Source organism: Kitasatospora sp. NPDC059599, assembly GCF_042735125.1.
GTDB lineage: Bacteria > Actinomycetota > Actinomycetes > Streptomycetales > Streptomycetaceae > Kitasatospora.
In genome coordinates, this window is sequence record NZ_JBHWCL010000105.1 from 1 (window position 1) to 16,926 (window position 16,926).

17 protein-coding genes, 1 tRNA gene and 1 pseudogene are annotated in these 16,926 nt (G+C 71.4%); 7 read left to right on the top strand and 12 right to left on the bottom strand.

Annotated elements, in window-relative coordinates; all coding sequences use genetic code 11:
- Nucleotides 1-511: 511 nt before the first annotated feature.
- Together ACFV04_RS29805 and ACFV04_RS29810 are read right to left on the bottom strand one after the other, a co-directional pair.
- Nucleotides 512-871 (bottom strand): annotated as a pseudogene (locus ACFV04_RS29805) (RNHCP domain-containing protein).
- A 420-nt stretch (nt 872-1,291) separates the two neighbouring features.
- Complete coding sequence (locus ACFV04_RS29810) at nt 1,292-2,302, bottom strand: S1C family serine protease (RefSeq protein ID WP_380346611.1); 1,011 nt, start codon at nt 2,300-2,302, stop codon at nt 1,292-1,294.
- A gap of 166 nt (nt 2,303-2,468) precedes the next feature.
- Here ACFV04_RS29810 and ACFV04_RS29815 point away from each other — a divergent pair, with 166 nt between their 5' ends.
- Complete coding sequence (locus tag ACFV04_RS29815) at nt 2,469-3,542, top strand: Clp protease N-terminal domain-containing protein (RefSeq protein ID WP_380533724.1); 1,074 nt, start codon at nt 2,469-2,471, stop codon at nt 3,540-3,542.
- Here ACFV04_RS29815 and ACFV04_RS29820 read toward each other — a convergent pair.
- Both ACFV04_RS29820 and ACFV04_RS29825 read right to left on the bottom strand, forming a co-directional pair.
- Nucleotides 3,527-3,784: a hypothetical protein gene (locus ACFV04_RS29820; protein WP_380533726.1), complete on the bottom strand. Its 258-nt coding sequence runs from the start codon at nt 3,782-3,784 to the stop codon at nt 3,527-3,529. The genes ACFV04_RS29815 and ACFV04_RS29820 overlap by 16 nt on opposite strands.
- A 56-nt stretch (nt 3,785-3,840) precedes the next feature.
- Nucleotides 3,841-4,257, bottom strand: a complete 417-nt coding sequence (locus ACFV04_RS29825) for a DUF3592 domain-containing protein (RefSeq protein ID WP_380346608.1) — start codon at nt 4,255-4,257, stop codon at nt 3,841-3,843.
- A 168-nt stretch (nt 4,258-4,425) separates the two neighbouring features.
- On the opposite strand from ACFV04_RS29825, the gene ACFV04_RS29830 reads away from it, so the two are divergent.
- Entirely contained in the window at nt 4,426-5,430 is a 1,005-nt protein-coding gene (locus ACFV04_RS29830) for a right-handed parallel beta-helix repeat-containing protein (RefSeq protein WP_380533772.1), read from the top strand.
- A gap of 428 nt (nt 5,431-5,858) precedes the next feature.
- On the opposite strand, the gene uppS is transcribed toward ACFV04_RS29830, so the two are convergent.
- The 3 genes from uppS to ACFV04_RS29845 all read right to left on the bottom strand — a co-directional run bounded on the left by uppS (nt 5,859) and on the right by ACFV04_RS29845 (nt 7,874).
- The gene (gene uppS, locus ACFV04_RS29835) at nt 5,859-6,629 is read right to left on the bottom strand and encodes a polyprenyl diphosphate synthase (RefSeq protein ID WP_380533729.1); all 771 of its coding nucleotides are present in this window, start codon (nt 6,627-6,629) and stop codon (nt 5,859-5,861) included.
- A 163-nt stretch (nt 6,630-6,792) separates the two neighbouring features.
- Nucleotides 6,793-7,578, bottom strand: coding sequence for a hypothetical protein (locus ACFV04_RS29840; protein WP_380533731.1), 786 nt, complete (start codon nt 7,576-7,578; stop codon nt 6,793-6,795).
- Complete coding sequence (locus ACFV04_RS29845) at nt 7,575-7,874, bottom strand: PadR family transcriptional regulator (RefSeq protein WP_380346605.1); 300 nt, start codon at nt 7,872-7,874, stop codon at nt 7,575-7,577. Before ACFV04_RS29845 ends, ACFV04_RS29840 begins: the two co-directional genes overlap by 4 nt.
- Before the next feature lie 84 nt (nt 7,875-7,958).
- On the opposite strand from ACFV04_RS29845, the gene ACFV04_RS29850 reads away from it, so the two are divergent.
- From ACFV04_RS29850 to ACFV04_RS29865, 4 genes are all read left to right on the top strand, one after another.
- Nucleotides 7,959-9,005 (top strand): hypothetical protein, encoded by a 1,047-nt coding sequence (locus ACFV04_RS29850; RefSeq protein ID WP_380533733.1) that lies wholly within the window; start codon nt 7,959-7,961, stop codon nt 9,003-9,005.
- On the top strand, nt 9,002-9,781 hold the full coding sequence (locus ACFV04_RS29855) for a polyprenol monophosphomannose synthase (protein ID WP_380533735.1): 780 nt from the start codon (nt 9,002-9,004) through the stop codon (nt 9,779-9,781). Before ACFV04_RS29850 ends, ACFV04_RS29855 begins: the two co-directional genes overlap by 4 nt.
- Nucleotides 9,782-10,950: 1,169 nt before the next feature.
- A complete protein-coding gene (locus ACFV04_RS29860; RefSeq protein WP_380533737.1) occupies nt 10,951-12,324 on the top strand; it encodes a hypothetical protein in 1,374 nt (457 codons plus the stop codon).
- 88 nt (nt 12,325-12,412) lie between these two features.
- Nucleotides 12,413-12,485 (top strand) — tRNA-Gln (locus tag ACFV04_RS29865).
- A gap of 213 nt (nt 12,486-12,698) precedes the next feature.
- Here ACFV04_RS29865 and ACFV04_RS29870 read toward each other — a convergent pair.
- From ACFV04_RS29870 to ACFV04_RS29885, 4 genes are all read right to left on the bottom strand, one after another.
- On the bottom strand, nt 12,699-13,250 hold the full coding sequence (locus ACFV04_RS29870; protein ID WP_380533739.1) for a hypothetical protein: 552 nt from the start codon (nt 13,248-13,250) through the stop codon (nt 12,699-12,701).
- A gap of 249 nt (nt 13,251-13,499) precedes the next feature.
- On the bottom strand, nt 13,500-14,273 hold the full coding sequence (locus ACFV04_RS29875) for a DUF2182 domain-containing protein (protein ID WP_380346600.1): 774 nt from the start codon (nt 14,271-14,273) through the stop codon (nt 13,500-13,502).
- Nucleotides 14,274-14,879, bottom strand: coding sequence for a DUF1326 domain-containing protein (locus ACFV04_RS29880; RefSeq protein WP_380346599.1), 606 nt, complete (start codon nt 14,877-14,879; stop codon nt 14,274-14,276).
- A gap of 41 nt (nt 14,880-14,920) precedes the next feature.
- Nucleotides 14,921-15,604: an MFS transporter gene (locus tag ACFV04_RS29885; protein ID WP_380533742.1), complete on the bottom strand. Its 684-nt coding sequence runs from the start codon at nt 15,602-15,604 to the stop codon at nt 14,921-14,923.
- A gap of 151 nt (nt 15,605-15,755) precedes the next feature.
- Between ACFV04_RS29885 and ACFV04_RS29890 the strand changes: the two genes are divergently transcribed.
- Nucleotides 15,756-16,193, top strand: a complete 438-nt coding sequence (locus ACFV04_RS29890; RefSeq protein ID WP_380533744.1) for a hypothetical protein — start codon at nt 15,756-15,758, stop codon at nt 16,191-16,193.
- 97 nt (nt 16,194-16,290) lie between these two features.
- Here the strand turns inward: ACFV04_RS29890 and ACFV04_RS29895 are convergent, their stop codons facing one another.
- The gene (locus tag ACFV04_RS29895; protein WP_380533746.1) at nt 16,291-16,800 is read right to left on the bottom strand and encodes a helix-turn-helix domain-containing protein; all 510 of its coding nucleotides are present in this window, start codon (nt 16,798-16,800) and stop codon (nt 16,291-16,293) included.
- Nucleotides 16,801-16,926 lie beyond the last annotated feature (126 nt).

Below are 16,926 nucleotides of genomic sequence, written 5' to 3' on the forward strand. Positions count from 1 at the left end.
CCGGCGACCCGGCGAGGGGACGGGCGGGCGGGCGCGCGGAGCGGTCGCCGGTTCGGACAGCGGGGCCCGTACGGGTGGTCGGACCCCCCCGCGACCGGCTCCGCGCGCCCGGCCGACTACCCGCCGAGCAGGACGCGGCCGGCTACCGGCCGAGCAGGACGCGGCCGGCCATCCGGGTGTCCAGGAGGAGCCCGAGGGCGAGCCGGACCGGCGCGAGGACCTTGTCGTCGCCGGCGATCAGCTCGGGGCTCGACTCCGTTCAGGACAGGCCACGGCGGACGACCGGCCGCCCGCCGTCCGGGCGGCCGGCCAGGCAGATCGGGCCGTGGTTGCGGTGGGCGGTGCCAGGCCGTCCGGACGGCAGCCGACGCAGCGGAACCCTCGTACCCGGTGGCCGCCCCGACGGTGCGGGACGTCCTGGTGCCGCTGTCGGCGGCGTTGCGGCCGGCCGTCGCCGGCGCTGTTCGTGCGTCGGGGCATCGACGGGTCCTCCTTCCTCCCGGCAGGCGCGTCAGGAAATGCCGAACGCTTCGAGCGGAGAAGGGCGGTCGGGCAAGCGGCCGGACGGCCGCCCGGATCAGGATGAGCCGGTTGTCGTCCGTGCAGGCCGGCGTGGACGTCAGCGCGTCGCAGCGCACGCCACGCCGGACGACCGTCCGGTCGCCGGTGCGCAGCACGGCGACGGCGATCGGCGACATCCGGCCGTGGCAGTCACCCGGACGGTCACCGACGTGGTCGAGGGCGTGCCGGGACTGCGGGCAGGCTGGGCCGTGGTTGCGCCGCGTGCCGTCGGCGGCGTACGCGGTGACGGCCGAACCGCAGCAGGCGCAGGCGAAGCCGCGGCCGTGACGGTGTGGGAGGTGCCGGACACCCGGGCTGACCCGTGCCGAGGATGTCTGCGATGACAGCGGAAGCAGGTCGAGTGGCCTCGACCGGAAGGCGGCCGCGGGAACGGTCGTTGCGCGGAGGTGGCCACGAGGACGACGTGGCGAGGCGCACTCGGCGCGGTCCGGAACATCAGGACGCCCTCCCGGTGGGCGCGCGGCCCGAGTCGGCCGGCCGGGAACGTCGCCGGCACACCACGCAGATCGCCCGCGCGCCGGCGGACATCCGCCCGCCCGCACCGGAATCGGGCCGGAGCCCTGCGTCCGCGGAAGGTCCGCCTGCGTTTGACGTCGACGCCCCGGGACCGCGGTCGTCGATGACACCGGGCGCGGCTCCCGGACTGCGGGCCGGTGCGGTGGACGATGCGGCGGGAACCGCGCGGCCCCGACAGCGCGGGACAGAACACCTAGTCGTCGGAGGGCAGTTCCGTCGGGACGGCGATGACGTCGACGAGGGCCCGGCCGCGCAGCACCGTGAGCGCCAGCGGGCTGCCGATCGCGTCGGCCAGCATCAGGTGCTGCAGGGCGCGGGCGCTGCTCATCGGCTCCCCGGCGGCGGTGAGCAGCAGGTCGCCGTCGTGCAGTCCGGCGCGGTCGGCAGGGGAGCCGGGGACCACCTCGACCACCCGCAGGCCGGTGCGCTGTCCGGTGCGGTCGCGCAGGTCGGGCGGCAGCGGGGCGGGCATCCCGGCGAGGCCCAGGTAGGCGCGGCGGATCCGGCCGTCGGTGAGCAGGGTGGCGATGATCTGCCGGCTGGTGGCGTCGATCGGCACGGCCAGGCCGAGCCCGTTCCCGGCCACCGCCGTGGTGATGCCGACGACCTCGCCGTTCGCGGTGACCAGCGCGCCGCCGGAGTTGCCGGGGTTGAGGGCGGCGTCGGTCTGGATGACGTTGTCGATGACGCGCACGGTGCTGCCGGACCGGGCCGGGAGCGAGCGGCCGAGGGCGCTGACCACGCCCGCGGTGACCGTCCCGGCCAGCCCGAGCGGGTTGCCGACGGCCACGACCAACCGGCCGACCTTCAGGGCGGTGGCCTCGCCGAGCCGTACCGGGGTGGGGGTCGGGCCGTCGGCGCGCAGCACGGCCAGGTCGGAGAGCGGATCGGCGCCGATGGTGTGGAACGGGCAGGTGGTCCCGTCGGCGAACGCCAGGGTTCCGGCGTCGGCGTGGCCGACCACGTGGGCGTTGGTGAGCAGGAAGCCGTCGTCGGTGAAGACCACCGCCGAGCCGAGCGCGGTGCTGAACCAGCCGCCCCGGCCGCGTCGTGGCACCTGGAGCGCGGCGACCCGCGGGGTCACCGCGGCGGCCGCGGCCGTGACGATCCGCGAGTAGGCGTCCAGGGCCTCCGGCGCCCCGTCGTCGGGGAGCTGTGTGCCGTCGTCGTGGGCGTGTTCGGGCCCGGGGAGCGTGTCGGCCACGGTGCTCACCCCTTTCGCCGGCGCGGGTTCTGCCGCTCCCAACAACGCCGTGGCGCAGATGCTTCCGCCGTCGGCTCGCGGTGGTGTCGAGGCGTGCGGCCGACTACAAAGGACGGGCAAAGCAAGCGTATGGTGTGGGTAAAGTCACCTGGGCGGGGAGGGCCTGATGGAGACCACGCTGGAAGCGGACTGGCGCACGCTCGACGTCACGGGCGACGGTCGGCTCGGGACGGAGCACCTGCTGGCCGCGGTGGCGGGGGCGAGCGGCCCGGCCGGTGCCGCGCTGACCGCCGCCGGAGTCGCCGAGGGGGACCTGCGGGCCCTGCTGCGCGAGCGCGCCCGCGGGCACGGCGCGGGCTGGGGCGCGGACGACGGGGCGGAGAGCGGGGTGCCCGCCCGGGAGGTCCTCGGCTCGACCGGGGCCCCGGACCTCGTCCTGACCGGCGCCGCCGCCCGCGTGCTGTCCGCCGCGGTGGCGCAGGTGCGGCGCGACGGCGGGCGGAAGCTCACGGCCGAGCACGTCCTGCGCGCCCTGCTCGCCGACGACCGCACCAGGGCCGCCGAACTGCTGCGCGCGGCGGGCGTCGTACCGTCGGCGGTCCGGGAGCGGCTGGACGGCGTGGCCGACGGCCTCGATCCGCTGCTGCTCCCCACCCGGGACGCGCTGCTCGGCCGCCGGTCGCACCGGCTCCCGCGCTGGCGGCGGATGGTGCGGTCCGGCGCGGCCGGACCGGCGGCGTCCTCCGCGGACTGGATCCGGCGGGAGACGGACGACCAGGCCCGGCGCCTCGGCCGCCGCACGCCCGGTACGGAACACGTCCTGCTCGCCGTCCTGGCCGTCCACGAGGTCCTGGGGCACGAGCCGCAGCCGGACGTGGACGACACCGGGGGAGAGCTGCTGGCCTGGCTCGGTTTCGACTACGCCCGGGTCCGGGCGGCCGTCACCGCGGGGACGGTCGCGCTCCCGGCCGACCCGCGTTCCGTCGAGACCTACCTGGCCGGCGCGGCCCCCGGCCCGCTGGTGCGGGTGCTCCTCGACGAGGACACCCGGGCCCGGCGGCTGGCCGAGGCGCTGCGCGCAGGCGGCGTCGGGGCGGACGTGGTGGGGGCGGCTGTGGCGGGGGCCGACGGCCGGACCGCGGGCGGCCGGACCGGGGGCGGAGTGACCCGCCCCGCCGGGTGGCAGGACGGGTGGCAGGACGGACCCGGGCGGTGGCAGGAAGGTCAGCGCGTGGTGTAGCCGCCGTCGGCGAAGCGGGTCCGGCCAGTGATCCACCCGCCGTCGGTGGCCGGGAAGGTGACGATCGGCGCGATGTCCTCGGGCCGGTCCCCGCACCAGTAGCCGGTCCGGCTGCGCCTCGAACGCGCCGGCCGCGCCCTGCTCACCGCCCTGCTCGCCACCGGCACCCCGATCGCGGTGATCGCCCGGCTGTGCGGCTCCGCCGGCCAGGGCAACCTCGCCCGGACCGTGCGCCTGCACACCGGCCTCACCCCGGCGGGGCTCCGCGCGGGCCGGGAGCGCCGAGGCGCCGAGCGGGTCAGAGCAGCGTCACCGCCAGGCCGACCGCGCCCAGCACCGCCAGCACGCCGAGCGCGAGGAACCCGTACTCCAAGCCCGCCCGCTCCCGCCCGTCCACCAGCACCTGCCGGGGATCGGCGGGGTCGTAGCGGACCGGTACGTAGCGGCCGTCCGGCAGTGGGTGGCGGGCGGTGGACGGGACGGGCGAGAAGACCTCGACCACCCGGCCGTCCGCGGTCTCGAACTGCAGCAGCGGACGCGGCGGCGGGGCGTGGTCCTCGGGCCGCCGGGCGCGGGCCCGCACCAGCGCCGACGCGGGGACGCCGACCCGGCGCAGGCGGCGCAGTTCGCGCAGCCCGACCACCCCGGCGAGATAGGCGACCACGCCGCCCAGCGCGCCGAACACCACCACGGCGAACCCGGCCGTGCCGCCCACCGCGCCTCCCTGACCGAAGGGTTCCCCCTGCCGCCCAGTATCGCCCACCGCAGGCGCTCTTGACGCTCCGGAATGGTCCAGTCCACTGTGATTGACGGCATGTTCCTGCCACTCTTGACCGCGTAGGGAGCACCGTCCGTGAACCCGCAGTCCGTGAACCCGCAGCCCATGAATCCGCAGTCCGCCGGCCCGAAGCCCCGCCTCCTCCCGGGCGCCGCCCTCGCCGCCCTCACCGCGCTCGTCCTCGGCGGCGCCCCCGTCGCGACGGCCGCCCCCGCCGCCCCGGCCGGGACCGTCGTCAAGGTCGCCACCGCCAAGCAGCTCCAGGCAGCGCTCGCCGCCGCCGTACCCGGCCGGACCATCCAGCTCGCCGACGGCACCTACTCCGGTACCTTCAGGGCCACCGTGCCCGGCACCGCCGCCGCCCGGATCACCCTCACCGGATCGGCCAGGGCCGTGCTCACCACCCCGACCGGCGGCGGCTACGGCCTCCACCTCGACGGCGCGAGCTACTGGACCGTCCACGGCCTGACCGTCACCGGCGCCCAGAAGGGCATCATGGCGGACGCCGCGAACTACGTGGTGATCGACGACGTGACGGTCCACCACACCACCATGGAGGGTGTGCACTTCCGCAACTCCAGCGCCCACGGCACGTTGCGCGGCTCGCGCATCCACGACACCGGACTGGCCCGGGACGGCCTGGGCGAGGGCGTCTACGTCGGCACCGCCAACACGCTCGCCGACCGCAGCGACCACGTGCAGATCGTCGGCAACACCTTCGGCCCGAACATCGGCGCGGAGAACGTCGACCTCAAGGAGGGCACCACCGGGGGCCTGGTCTCCGGCAACTCCTTCGACGGCGACGGCCTCACCGGCCGCAACCACGACGACTCCTGGGTCGACGTGAAGGGCAACGACTACGTCATCGAGGACAACACCGGCCGGCGCACCACCGACGACGGCTACCAGACCCACAGCGTCCGGTCGGGCTGGGGCTGCGGCACGGTGTTCCGGGGCAACCGCTCCGACCTCACCGGCGCCACCGGGCCGGACCGCTACGCGATCGACGTGACGAACCACGACGCGGCGACGTGCCCGGTGACGATCGGCGCGGGAAACACCGTCACCGGGGGCCGGGGCCTGGTGAACCCCGGCATCCCCGTCGGCTGACCGCTGCGACTCGCCGCTCCGGTTCGCCGTTACAGGTCGCCGAGCGGCACGTTCGGATCGGCCAGCGCCTTGGCGTCCACCACCCGGCTTTCCCGCCCGAATGTCCGATCTATCGATCACTGCATGGGTTCAATGGTTGCTCGGCGTGATCGCGGATTCTGGCTGGTGGGTTCGCACTTGACGCTTCTGCCGTTGGTCAAGTGCGCGCCGAAAGGTCCAGCGGCTGCCCAAGAGCCGGATGAGCCGGGCGATGATGAGCCAACATCGCAGCCGGCTGTGGGTCGGGGCACGCGCTGCGGGTCTGCCGGTAGCGGATTCGGATCCGGTCGTACAGCGCAGGGGGTGGCGCCGTTGGAAATGGGGCAAGGCGGCCGTGGATCTTCCGGCCTGGGGTCTGACGAGTGGTCGGTAGGTGCTGGTGCCCTGTCTCAGTGGCCGTAGCGCCGCTCCCTGGTGGCGAAGCTGCGAATGGCGCGCAGGAAGTCGATTTCGCGGAATGCGGGCCAGTGGGCCTCGCAGAAGTACAGCTCCGAGTAGGCGCTTTGCCAGAGGAGGAAGTTCGACAGGCGTTGTTCGCCGCTGGTGCGGATGACCAGGTCGGGGTCGGGCTGGCCGGCGGTATACAGGTAGGGGGCGACGTCGTCGACGCTCAGGGTGTCGGCGAGTTCGGTCAGCGACTCGCCGGACCCGGCCCGTGCGTACATCAGCGCGCGGAGCGCCTCGATGACCTCCTGCCGGCCGCCGTAGCCGACGGCCAGGGTGACGTGGGCTCCGGTGGTGCAGGTGCGGGTGGCCTCGACCGCTTCCTTGAGGGCGTGGGTGGTGCTGTCGGGGAGGGTGTCGATCAGGCCGGCGAGGTGGACCTGCCAGCCGGCGTCCGGCTTGGTGAGTCGGCCGGCCACCACCTGTTCGATCAGCTGCATCAGGAAGGCGACCTCGGTGTCGCCGCGGCGCTGGAGGTTCTCGGTCGAGCAGAGGAAGACGGTGACGTGCTTGATTCCCAGGGCTTCGCACCAGGACAGCACTTCCTCGACGTGCTCGGCGCCTGCTTTGTGGCCGAGGCTGAGGTTGGCCATGCCCATCTGCCGGGCCCAGCGGCGGTTGCCGTCCACGATCAGGCCGACGTGCCTGGGCAGTGGTCCTGCCATGACGTGGCGGCGCAGGCGGTGGGTGTAGAAAGAGCGGAGTGGGTCGGGCATGGGAGCCGTCCAAAGGGTTTGGAACGCCCGGCAGTTCGGGCAGGGGCGGGTTTGCCGAATCACCAGAGGCTGTTGGGAGGGCATTCGCGGGATGGGGCAAGGACGGGCAGGCCGAGGCGGCGGCCGGCCGCCCGACCGCGGGAGTTCGCGCGGGTACTGCGAGTCAGCCGGCTGTCGGCAGCTCGCGCAGGTCGCGCAGGGTGCCCGTGCATGCCGCCGTCAGCAGCAGCAGGCCCGCGCCGACGGTGACGCCGAGCACATGGAAACCGCCGCCGGCCACGGAAACGCCGAGGATGGTCGCACCACCGGTCGCACTGGCGGCGGCCAGCGTCCAGACACCGAGGCGGAGCCGTCCGCCGTGCGGCGGTACGACCGCATCCGCGCCGACACCGGTGAAGATCCGGGGGATCTGGATCGCCCCCAGGCCCAGGGCGGTCCACCAGCCGGCGAGCACGGCGGTGCGCAGAGTGGGCGGTGAGGCCGCCGCGTCGATGCCGTGCACCAGGACCACCACGCTCGCGCCGAGCACCGTCGGCACGGCGAGGCGCCGAACTGCCCATCGCAGCAGCGTGGCCGTGGCGCCCAGGGTCGGCCGGGGCCTGGGCGCGACGAGCGCGATCCCGAGTAGCAGCAGGGTGGTGCAGCCGTGCATGATCCCGTTGCGGACGCCGTCGGCGGGCAGCGGGCCGCCCTGCTCGGCCACCAGATGGCTGAGGAACCAGGCGGCGAGCGCGACTGTGATGCCCATGGTCGCCACCCGCCGTTGCCGCTGGGCCGGGGAGTCGGCGGGCCAGAGCGCCGGGTGCAGCCACATGTCGGCGATGCCGGCGATCAGATTGGGCCACGACTTCCAGCCCACGCCCTGGGCTTCCTCCTCCACCATGGCGCCCCAGCGCTCGCGGAAGGCGTCCGGGTAGAGCCTGACCAGGTTCCGGGCGACGACGCTCACGCGGGGTTCACCCCCAGGCGCCGCAGCCCGGCGGTCGCCACCCGGGCCATGGTGCGCAGTTCGCGTTCCAGTACGTCCCGGCCCTGGGGTGTCAGCCGGACCGGGCGCTGGCGCCCCTGCCCGTCGAGCGGCTCGATCAGTTGCTTGGACTCCAGTCGGGTCAGCGCCCCGTACAGGCTGCCGGGGCCGAGGCGTTCCCCGGTCAGTTCCTCGATCGCCGCGTTGATGGCGTATCCGTGCAGCGGTCCGTCGGCCAGGGCGCAGAGCACCAGCGTCTGGGCATCGTTGGCTTGCATGCCGATCCCTTCGTTCTGACGGCGCACCATACTACGCGTCATGAAGTACGCGCCACGTAGTACGCGGCATGTACTATCGCCGCCATGCATGAGAACGTGACGCACCCTCACATCGCGGTCCCGGTCCTGTCGGTCGGGCACCGCGCTCGCCCGGTCACAGCCACAGCGCTGTGGACCTCCGTCGCAGGCGCCGGTGTCTTCACGGCGTTCGCCTACGTCACAACGCAGGTGCGCGTCGTGCGGGCGGGAAGTCCCTGGCAGGGCGATCCGTACGACATGGTTGTGACCTTCACGATCTTCTTCGTCCCGATGCTCGGCGCTCTCGGCCCGGTGCGGGCGCTGTTGTGCCGCCGCGGCGAACCGGTGCCGCTGTACAGGGTCGAGCAGATCCTGCGGGCCGCACTGGTCTGCACACTGCTCGTCGCGGCAACGGTCGCCACCGACTGGGTGGCCGTGGCCGCCCGCGCGGACCGCGAACTCTGGAACAGTGGTACGCCTTGGCTGATCGGCTCGCTGGTGCCGCTCACGGGAGTCGTGGTCGCGGGCCTTCTGCTGCATCGGCGTGCGGTCCGACTGCTGCCGAGGACGTCAGGCGGGAGCCGGCGCCAGGTGGGCGGGGACTGGCTCGGAGATGTCGTGCCCCTGGTGAACGCACTCGCGCGCCACTCGAGCGCGGCGCGCGGACTCGCCGCCCGACGGGGCCTCGGCGACGCGGTCGACTTCATCCGCCACCACTTCACCGTGTTCGCTGCGGCGGCCGCCCTCGGTGCGGGCCTGCTGGTCGCCACGGGGCTTGCGGTGGGCGAGGGTTGGCAAGGGTCACTGCTCTTCGCCGTCGAGACCACCGTGTTCGCGGGCGGCACCTTCGCCTTCCTGGAGGTCTGCAACAGCGTCCTTCGACTCACCGCACCGCGCACCGTGTCGGGAGCGCGACGAGCTGCCCGGATCGGTGCCACCGCGGGGGCAGCAGTCCTGCCGCTCTCACTGGCGCTGCGGGATGCGGTGTGGCGCGCCCTGGGGCTCGGCGGCCAGGTCGACTCCATTGGACGGTGGGCGGTCGTCACACTCGCCGGCGCGCTGCTGACGGGCGCGATCGCCTTCGGTGTGGCGATGATCGGAACCACGCAGTGACGACGGAACGCAGTTTCCCGAAGGTCACGGTCGTTGTCCCCACCTACAACGAGCGGGACAACCTGCCCCGGCTCGTCGGCAGGCTCACGGCCCTGCGACTGCCGGACCTGCATGTCCTCGTGGTCGACGACAACTCCCCGGACGGCACCGGTGACGTCGCCGACAAGCTGGCACTCGAATCACCGGAGGCCGTCGCGGTACTGCACCGCACCGATAAGGACGGGCTGGGTCGCGCCTACATCGTCGGCATAACCCGTGCGCTCGACGAGGGTGCCGACATCGTGATCCAGATGGACGCCGACCTCTCCCACCCGGCGGAGGCCGTTCCCGCGATGGTGGACGCGCTGTCCAGCACGGACGCAGCAGCGGTGATCGGGTCCCGTTACGTGCCGGGCGGCTCGGTCGCCACAGAATGGCCTTGGCGCCGCAGGGCGTTGTCCGCGTGGGCGAACCTCTACGTCAACGCCATCCTGCGGCTGAAGGTGAAGGACGCGACGGCCGGCTTCAAAGCGTGGCGAGCGGAGACCCTTCGGAAGATCGACGTCCATTCGATACGGAGCAACGGCTACTCGTTCCAGGTCGAGATGAATCACCGGACGGTCAGTCAGGGCATGCGGATCGCCGAAATACCGATCCGATTCGAGGAGCGGAGCGCCGGCATTTCGAAGATCGGCCTTGCGGTGCAGATCGAATCCGCTCTCATGCCATGGAAGCTGTTGTTTGACAGGCGTGGTGACGGCACTGGCCGCCGGTGGTGGCCGGCCACCTGGAGATGATCCTGATTCGAGACAGCGGATACCTCCCTCGTGCGTCAACGGTGCACCATGGTCGGAAGGGAGTTGGCGCTCACTCCGTGTCGGGGAGGTGAGTGGTAGGAGGCGCTCTGAGGGAGTCGAACAGGGCTACAGGCGGGGCATGACGCAAGTCACTGTCGAACTCTCCCCTCGGTCGATGCCTCTCACATGTCTCTCACGGATTGGACGTCATGAGGCGGCATCAAGCGTCATGCGGCTTGGACGAGATGGGCCCTGACCTGCGTGCCTCGGACTGGTAAACATCAGTCAGACTCCCTTTCGGCCGCTGGGAGGCAAGGGGTCGCAGGTTCAAATCCTGTCGTCCCGACAGGGGTTCATCCCATTGTCGCAGGTCAGAGGCCGTTTTCTCGTTCGCGAGGAAGCGGCCTTCGGCGTGGTCCGAGACCTGCCTCTCACATTCGTCTCACGGTTTCACGGCTCGACGGCAGGGCTGGGGACTGCTCGGCGCCCGCGCCGTGACTGAATACCCTATTTATCGTTTGTGTCTGATTTGTCGATCACTGCAATGGGTTGGACGATTGCTCTCCGCGATCGGCGATCCCGGCCGGCGGGTTCGCACTTGACGCATCTGCCATCGATCAAGTGCATGTCGGCAGGTCCAGCAGGTGCCCAATCGCCGGGCGGTTTGGGCGGCGATGAAGACTGCCGCAGCTGTCTTCATCGAAGGGGCGGCGCTCCTGGCGCGGCGTCAGGTGGAGGCCACGCAAAACGCGTAGTCCTCGGCGTGTGACGGGTGCCCTGGCCGGGGCGTGTCGGTGACTGACCGTCAGTCGAGTACGGAAAGGCCTCCAGGCCGCTTTTGCCCGTCAGCGAGAGAGCGTTTCCGGCCTGCGGGGGCGGCCCTGGCGGTAGGAACAGGTGGACTCATGGGCTTTGGGCATGGCGGGGGAGCTTAGCGGTCATCAGTACGCACCTCTGACAACGCCTTCTGGCCCCTGAAGCCGCGTACGTCCGGCCCGGCGGAACGTTCAGGGTGTCGAGGGTTCAGGGCGCTGCCACCAGCGGCGCTTGGGAGCGGACATTGCTCACCGGCCCGTGCCCTGCGGCACCGTGGGCAGCGGTCCTCCGCCTCAGGCCTCGGACCGGATAATGGGTGGAGGTTCGATGTTGGTGATGACAGGGTGAGGCGCATGCCGTCGCCTGCCGTTGAACAGCTGCTCAGTGAGCTGCACGCCTCTCTGAAACTGCGCAAGCGTCCGGAGGACGTGGCCCAGCTCATCCAGGACCTGTACGCGGCGCAGGGAACTCACCTCGACCCGGCCACCGAGGCAGCTCTCACCAAAGCCACCGAGCACTCACTGCGCAAGCTGTGGCACGGCTACACGTCCATGCTGGAGGGCTTCGCCCGGCCTGTCGGCGCACAGCGGCAGCTCACCCGCGCGGCAAGCCTGTTCACGAACGTGCCGGACCTCCAGGACGGCGCCGGGGATGATCCCGAGCAGATCGAGGCGGTGATCCGCCGCGCGGGGGAGGAGATCCGCCGCGCCTATGGGCACAACGACTTCGGCAGGGATCGGCTCGACCGGGCTGAGCGCGCCGAGGCCGGACTGGGCGAGCTGTCCAAGCGCCAGTACAACAAGCGCTTCCGGCTGTTGTGCCGGATGGAGGCCAAGCTGGCGCGGTTCATCCACGAGCAGCGCCGTCGCGAGGTCACCATCACCGGGAAGGGCGCATTCGCCCACAAACTGCCGTACGAGCTGTTCGCCGTGGACCCGGACACCGCAGCCTTCGTCGCGTACGTCACCGCACGGAGCCATATGCGGAGCATCTTCACCAACGGGAAGCAGAGGCAGGTGTACGACGAAGTCGCTGACGCCCTGTACAAGCGACTGCTGGCACAGCCGGATCAGACCCGTTGGTACGCGGTCGCGCATGTGCATCCGACGGCCGAAGTACTCGAGAGATTGTCCGACGAGGACCTCACTGAGCTGCTGGCACAGTGGACCCGTTCTCTACGGGAGGTGGCCGAGTTGCTGGAGGATGCCTGGGAGCGCTGCCCTCTGGAGCGCGACACCATGATCGTGCGCCGGGGCAACGACTCGTCGACGTGGAACCAGGCCGCGCAGGCATGGAACACAGCGCGGGCGCACTGGTTCGCGCTGCTGACCGAGCTTGGTCGGGTGGAGGTCCTGGACCGGATCTGCCCCGGCAAGGTGCCCCGCCTGATGGCGGCCGATGTGGCGTACTGGCACCGCATGAGCGGTGGCGGGCTGCATCCGGACACCTGTGTCTGGGCGGAGCTGCCGCTGCCCTGGGAAGTGCTGCGGGGTGAGAAGGAGTGCCCGCGTTCGCTGGTCGAGGCAGCCTGCGCCCGGCATGGCGTGGACCCGGTGGCCGGCGCCTGGACCGCCCCCAGGCCGGCAGCCAAGGCCATCGCCTTCCGTCGGACGCCCGAGCTTGTGCATGGGGTTGCCGTCACCGATCCCCTTATGGCGAGCGCCCTCCGGTCGGCTGGGATCTTCTCGGGCAAAGGAAAGCGCGCCGCCGCTCAGGAGTGGCTGTAGTGCCGGTACGGCCGCCCGCGCCCACTGTTTTGCGTTGCGCGACAAACCAGTTGACCCGCGCGTTGGCGCCCGCAATGATCAACTCGGCGACGAGGCAGCTCTGCGGAGGAGCGCCCGGCTCTGATCCCGGGTGGACGCAGGTTCGAATCCTGCCCTCGTCGCCGTCTTGATCCTCGCCGGAGCCGCTACGAATGTGGCGAGCTGATCGAGCACAAGGAACTGTCGGCCTGATGAACACTCCCGATCCGCTGACCGACGAATACCTCGCCGATATCGAGGATCGCGCTGACGCCGCGACCCCAGGTCCCCCCGGCACCTTCACCTGCGAGATCCCAGCCGGCCCCGCGACCACCTCCGGCTCGTCGCTCGCCTCGTCAGCCGGAGCGGTCGTCGCCGACGAGGCACCGGAGGCGGAGAAGCTCGGAACGGTCTCGACCAACTGCAGTGTCAGCAGGTCCGGCCCGAAGACGCGGTAGCGCACCAGGTCCACGCGGTGATCCCGCTGGTAGAGGGAAGCGGCAACACGCATGGCGAGAGAACTCGCCGGCGACGCAGATCACCCGGGGCCGCCTCCAGTCAACAGCCTCCGCAACGTCGGCGCCCAGTCGTCTGCGCACCAGAGCCTCGAACTCGTGCCGGTGCGCCAGCAACCAGACCAGGTAGGACCCCGCCTGGGCGATCACCCCGGCATCACGCCCGCGCTCGATGACCACCGGCACGCCGTCCTCGCCCAGGCCCAGCGTGTCGATCCGCCCCTGATGCCACGGCCCCGTCGAGTACTCCGACGCCAGGAACCGCACCCCCAGCATCGGCTCCAGGGCCCCCTCGACCCGCCGGTGCAGCTCCCGCTCCCGCGCCACCGTCGAACCCCGCAGCTCGACATCCCGGCCATCAGCACCCCGCTGGAACACCTTCAGATCGGCCACCCACGCCCCCTTCGCACGACCGTACCCAGAGGCCGATCGAGAAGGGGATCACAGTATTCCTCTCTGGCCCCGACTTCTTGGGTGGATATTCGAAGCTCGGCACTGGTGCCCTGAGAACCGGTCAGGGTCTGCTTCGCGGACTCCGTGCGCAGGCTGTTCAGCAGTTCAGAAGGGGGCCGCGCCAATCGTCAGCGGGCTGCGCGAGAAGAGCACGCCGGATGATGGTTCTTTCTTCCGCCGGAGCTCTGCTCACATGGGCATCGTCGGCGGCACGTGCAATCCCGGGACCAGGCTCGGGTGCCAGGGCACGAAGCAGGCATAGCCGATCAAGGCGGCGCCCAGGACGAGGCTGAACGCCCTGCCGTGGCGCCAGGTCTTCTCCAGAAACACGGCCACGGCCAGACCGGCCATCCAGGCGAGGTTCATGACGCCGACCAGGATCAGGACGACCATCAGGCCCCAACAGCAGCCGACGCAATAACCGCCGTGATAGAGGCCGACACGCAGGTCACGCAGTCGCCCGGAGTAGCCGCCGAAGTGCATGAGGAATCCGATGGGGGATCGACAGTGGCTCAGGCAGCGGTCCTTGAGCGGGGTGACCTGGTACAGGCCGGCCCCCACCAGCAGCAGGGCGCCGACCCAGGGCGCGAGGCTCGGCGCCCGGGCGGCGAGTTCGCCGCCCGCCCACGCCACGCCGAACGCGGCCAGCCCGAAGACCTCCCACGCGCACAGGTAGCCGACGACCAGACCGGTGCTGCGGCCCGCGCGCGTCCAACCCGTCGCGTGGGCGCGCAGAGTCCGTAGATAGAGCGAGACGACGGGGGTGACGGCGGGGAGCATCATCGCGGCCATCATCAGCCCCCACAGGGCCAGGAATCCCCACAGGCCGCGCCCCATCGTGCCCGGCCCGGGCGTCATGCCCGCCGAGCTGCGGGCAGTCAGGACCCAGGCCAGTGCCGCCGCAGCCAGCAGCGCCGCCCAGCTCGCCGGGACGACGGCCCGCCGAGCAAACGGTGGAGGCATTCAGGCCGCCCAGGAGAACGGTGCCGAGAAGGCGTTCTTCCCTTCGTTTCCGAACTCAAGGCCGAAGGCGCTCACCCGCGACCTCGTCGCGACTCCGGCCGCGAGGGTGTCCGCGGGGAATCCCACCCCGCTGACCCTTACGCCCTTGCCGGTCGCGTCGAGAGGGGAGACGAAGTCTTCGACCTCGATGTCGATTGCGTCGCCGATCCTCACGCGGTGGCTCCGGCCGTCTTCGACGTAGTCGATCCGGGCGACCTCCAGCCCGAGCATCTCGCCGACCAGTGGTCCGAGAGCCTCCATCGGGCCGCCGCGCTGACCGGAGAAGACCGCCCCGAGCGCTTCGGCCTGTTCCGGCGAGGCGGCCTTGTCCATGATCACGCCCATCCGCCAGTTGCCCTCGCTCATGAGCGGCGGGGTATCGGCCACCACGGCGACCGTCAGGCCGCTGACGTCGACCTCGTCGACCTCGCCGGAGCCGACGTGGAAGGCCAGGAAGACCCGACAACGGTCGTAGTCCGCCGGAGCCGTGAGGCCGGAGGTGGAGCAGGGACAGACCATGTTGCAGTTGCAGTTCTCGAAATAGGTTCCCTCGATACGCCATGCCATCGGAAGCTCCCTTCCTGGGGCTGCGGCACACGTCCGGTGTTCTATTCTCCGCCCCCGAGGATCACCGGGCAACGCCCGGACGGTTGGGTTGACGGCGGGCGGTGGCAAGCAGTATCGCAACTGTGACTTAATGTGACGGCGTCCCAGTCCGCGTGGAGAAGTCCAGGAACAGTAGGTCGAAGCTGGCGTGTGCGCCAGGTCGCCCGCGGCCTCGGTCGAGCCGTCGACGCGACGGCGGCCGCGACCACGGCGATGACGGCCAAGGTGGCGAAGAGTGCTGGGTATCCGCCGAGGAACGGGACGAGTGCGGACGTGCCCCAGGGGGCCAGGGCGCCGGCGATGGTGGCTGGGGCGGCGAGTAGCGCGCTGAGGCGGCCGTACGAGGCTGTGTCCCAGCGGTCGGTGACGGCGGTGGCCTGAAGCAGGGTGAGGTTGCCGCGGATGGTGCCTGCCAGGATCGCGAGGGCCATGAGGAGCGCGGTCGGGCCGGGGATGACTGCGAGGAGCGCGGTCGTGGCTCCGCCGGCGCTGATGAGGGCGACCGTTCGGGTGGTGACGCTGGTGTGGCGGGCGAGTTCGGCGTAGAGGGTTCGTCCGAGGGTCTGGCCGAGGCCGCCGAGCCCGAGTGCCCAGGCGGCGGTGGTAGAACTGACGCCGCGCTCCAGGAGGAGCGGGATCAGGTCTGGACCTCGCCGTAGCGGTCGGAGTTCGCGGAGCTCATCCACTCCTCGCGGGCTCGGGTGATGTCGTCGTGGAACCGCCCGATGAAGTTCCACCACATACCACGTGATTTGCGTTTCTTCCCAGGTCAGAGGCGTGGCGGACCATCTGCGCTCAGCAGAACGTCAGCATCGGACGGGATGGAGACCGCAGACGATGGCCCTCAGGACCCTGGCCCGCGGCATGGGCACCTTCTTCAAGACCTGTGAGCACCCGCAGTCGCGGTGGTCGAAGTGTCCGCACACTTACGTGATCCGGTTCCGCAACGCCTCCGGGCGGCAGACCGAGGAGTCCGGCTTCGCCACCCAGGACAAGGCGATCGACCGACTCACCGAGATCTACCGGGCCAAGCGCGAGAAACCCTGGGGCCAGAGCAAGGCCGAGCGCAACCGCAAGTACGGCGCGATGAACTTCGGCGCCTACGCCGAAGAGTGGAAGGCCGGCCAGCGCTCGCTCGCCCCGGCTTCGCTGCGGCACCTCGAATCCCTGCTGGAGCACCACCTCTACCCCGCCTTCCACAGCCGCCGGATGGCCACCTTCGACCACAAGGTCGTCGACACCTCGTGCCCGTCCGCGATCCGCAGTCCGCCGTAGACCCAGATCTTCTCCGGTCCGCGGGAGTAGTCCAGTTCCGCCTTGAGGCGGTGTCCGTCCGGCGACCAGCCCGGTGCCGGCGGGAAGGTGCGCGGGATCACCGGCCCGAGCTCGTCGGCGCATACGGCCGTCGCGCCGTCGGGCGGGCTGGTGTACAGGCCGATGATCCGCGTCCTTTTCCCTCGAAGTCCACATCCTTCGAACGCGTCCAGGAGCGGGTGCGGCGCCGGCGCACCCCCTCGGAGAGCAGGATCCGCCGCACCTGGGAGCGCCCGACCGCGATCCCGAGCCGCGCGGCCTCGCCCGCCAGCGCGTCCAGCGTCCACTCGGGCGGGCCCGTCTCGTCGGCAGGGGCGAGTTCCCCGTCCTCCTGCCGGACCGGCCGGCCTGGCGGCGCCTGCTTGACCAGCGCGGTGATCCGCGACCGCTCGAACTCGATGAGACGGCGCGGCCGACCGGTGATCGGCCGGTCCTCCAACCCCTCCGGGCCGAGATCGTTGAAGCGGTGCAGCCACCACCGCACCGTCTTCGCATGGCAACCCAGATCCGCCGCGATCCCCGCGACCCGCAGACCGGCCCGGCTCAGTGCGACGATCCGCGCCCGCATCACCAGATCCGCCGCGATCCCCGCGACCCGGCGAGCCTGGCGATCACCCTCTCCTCGTCCGCCCCCACAGCGGCACGGGCCCGCAACAGCCCCGGCGCCCCCCACCCCCTACCGCACCATATTCAC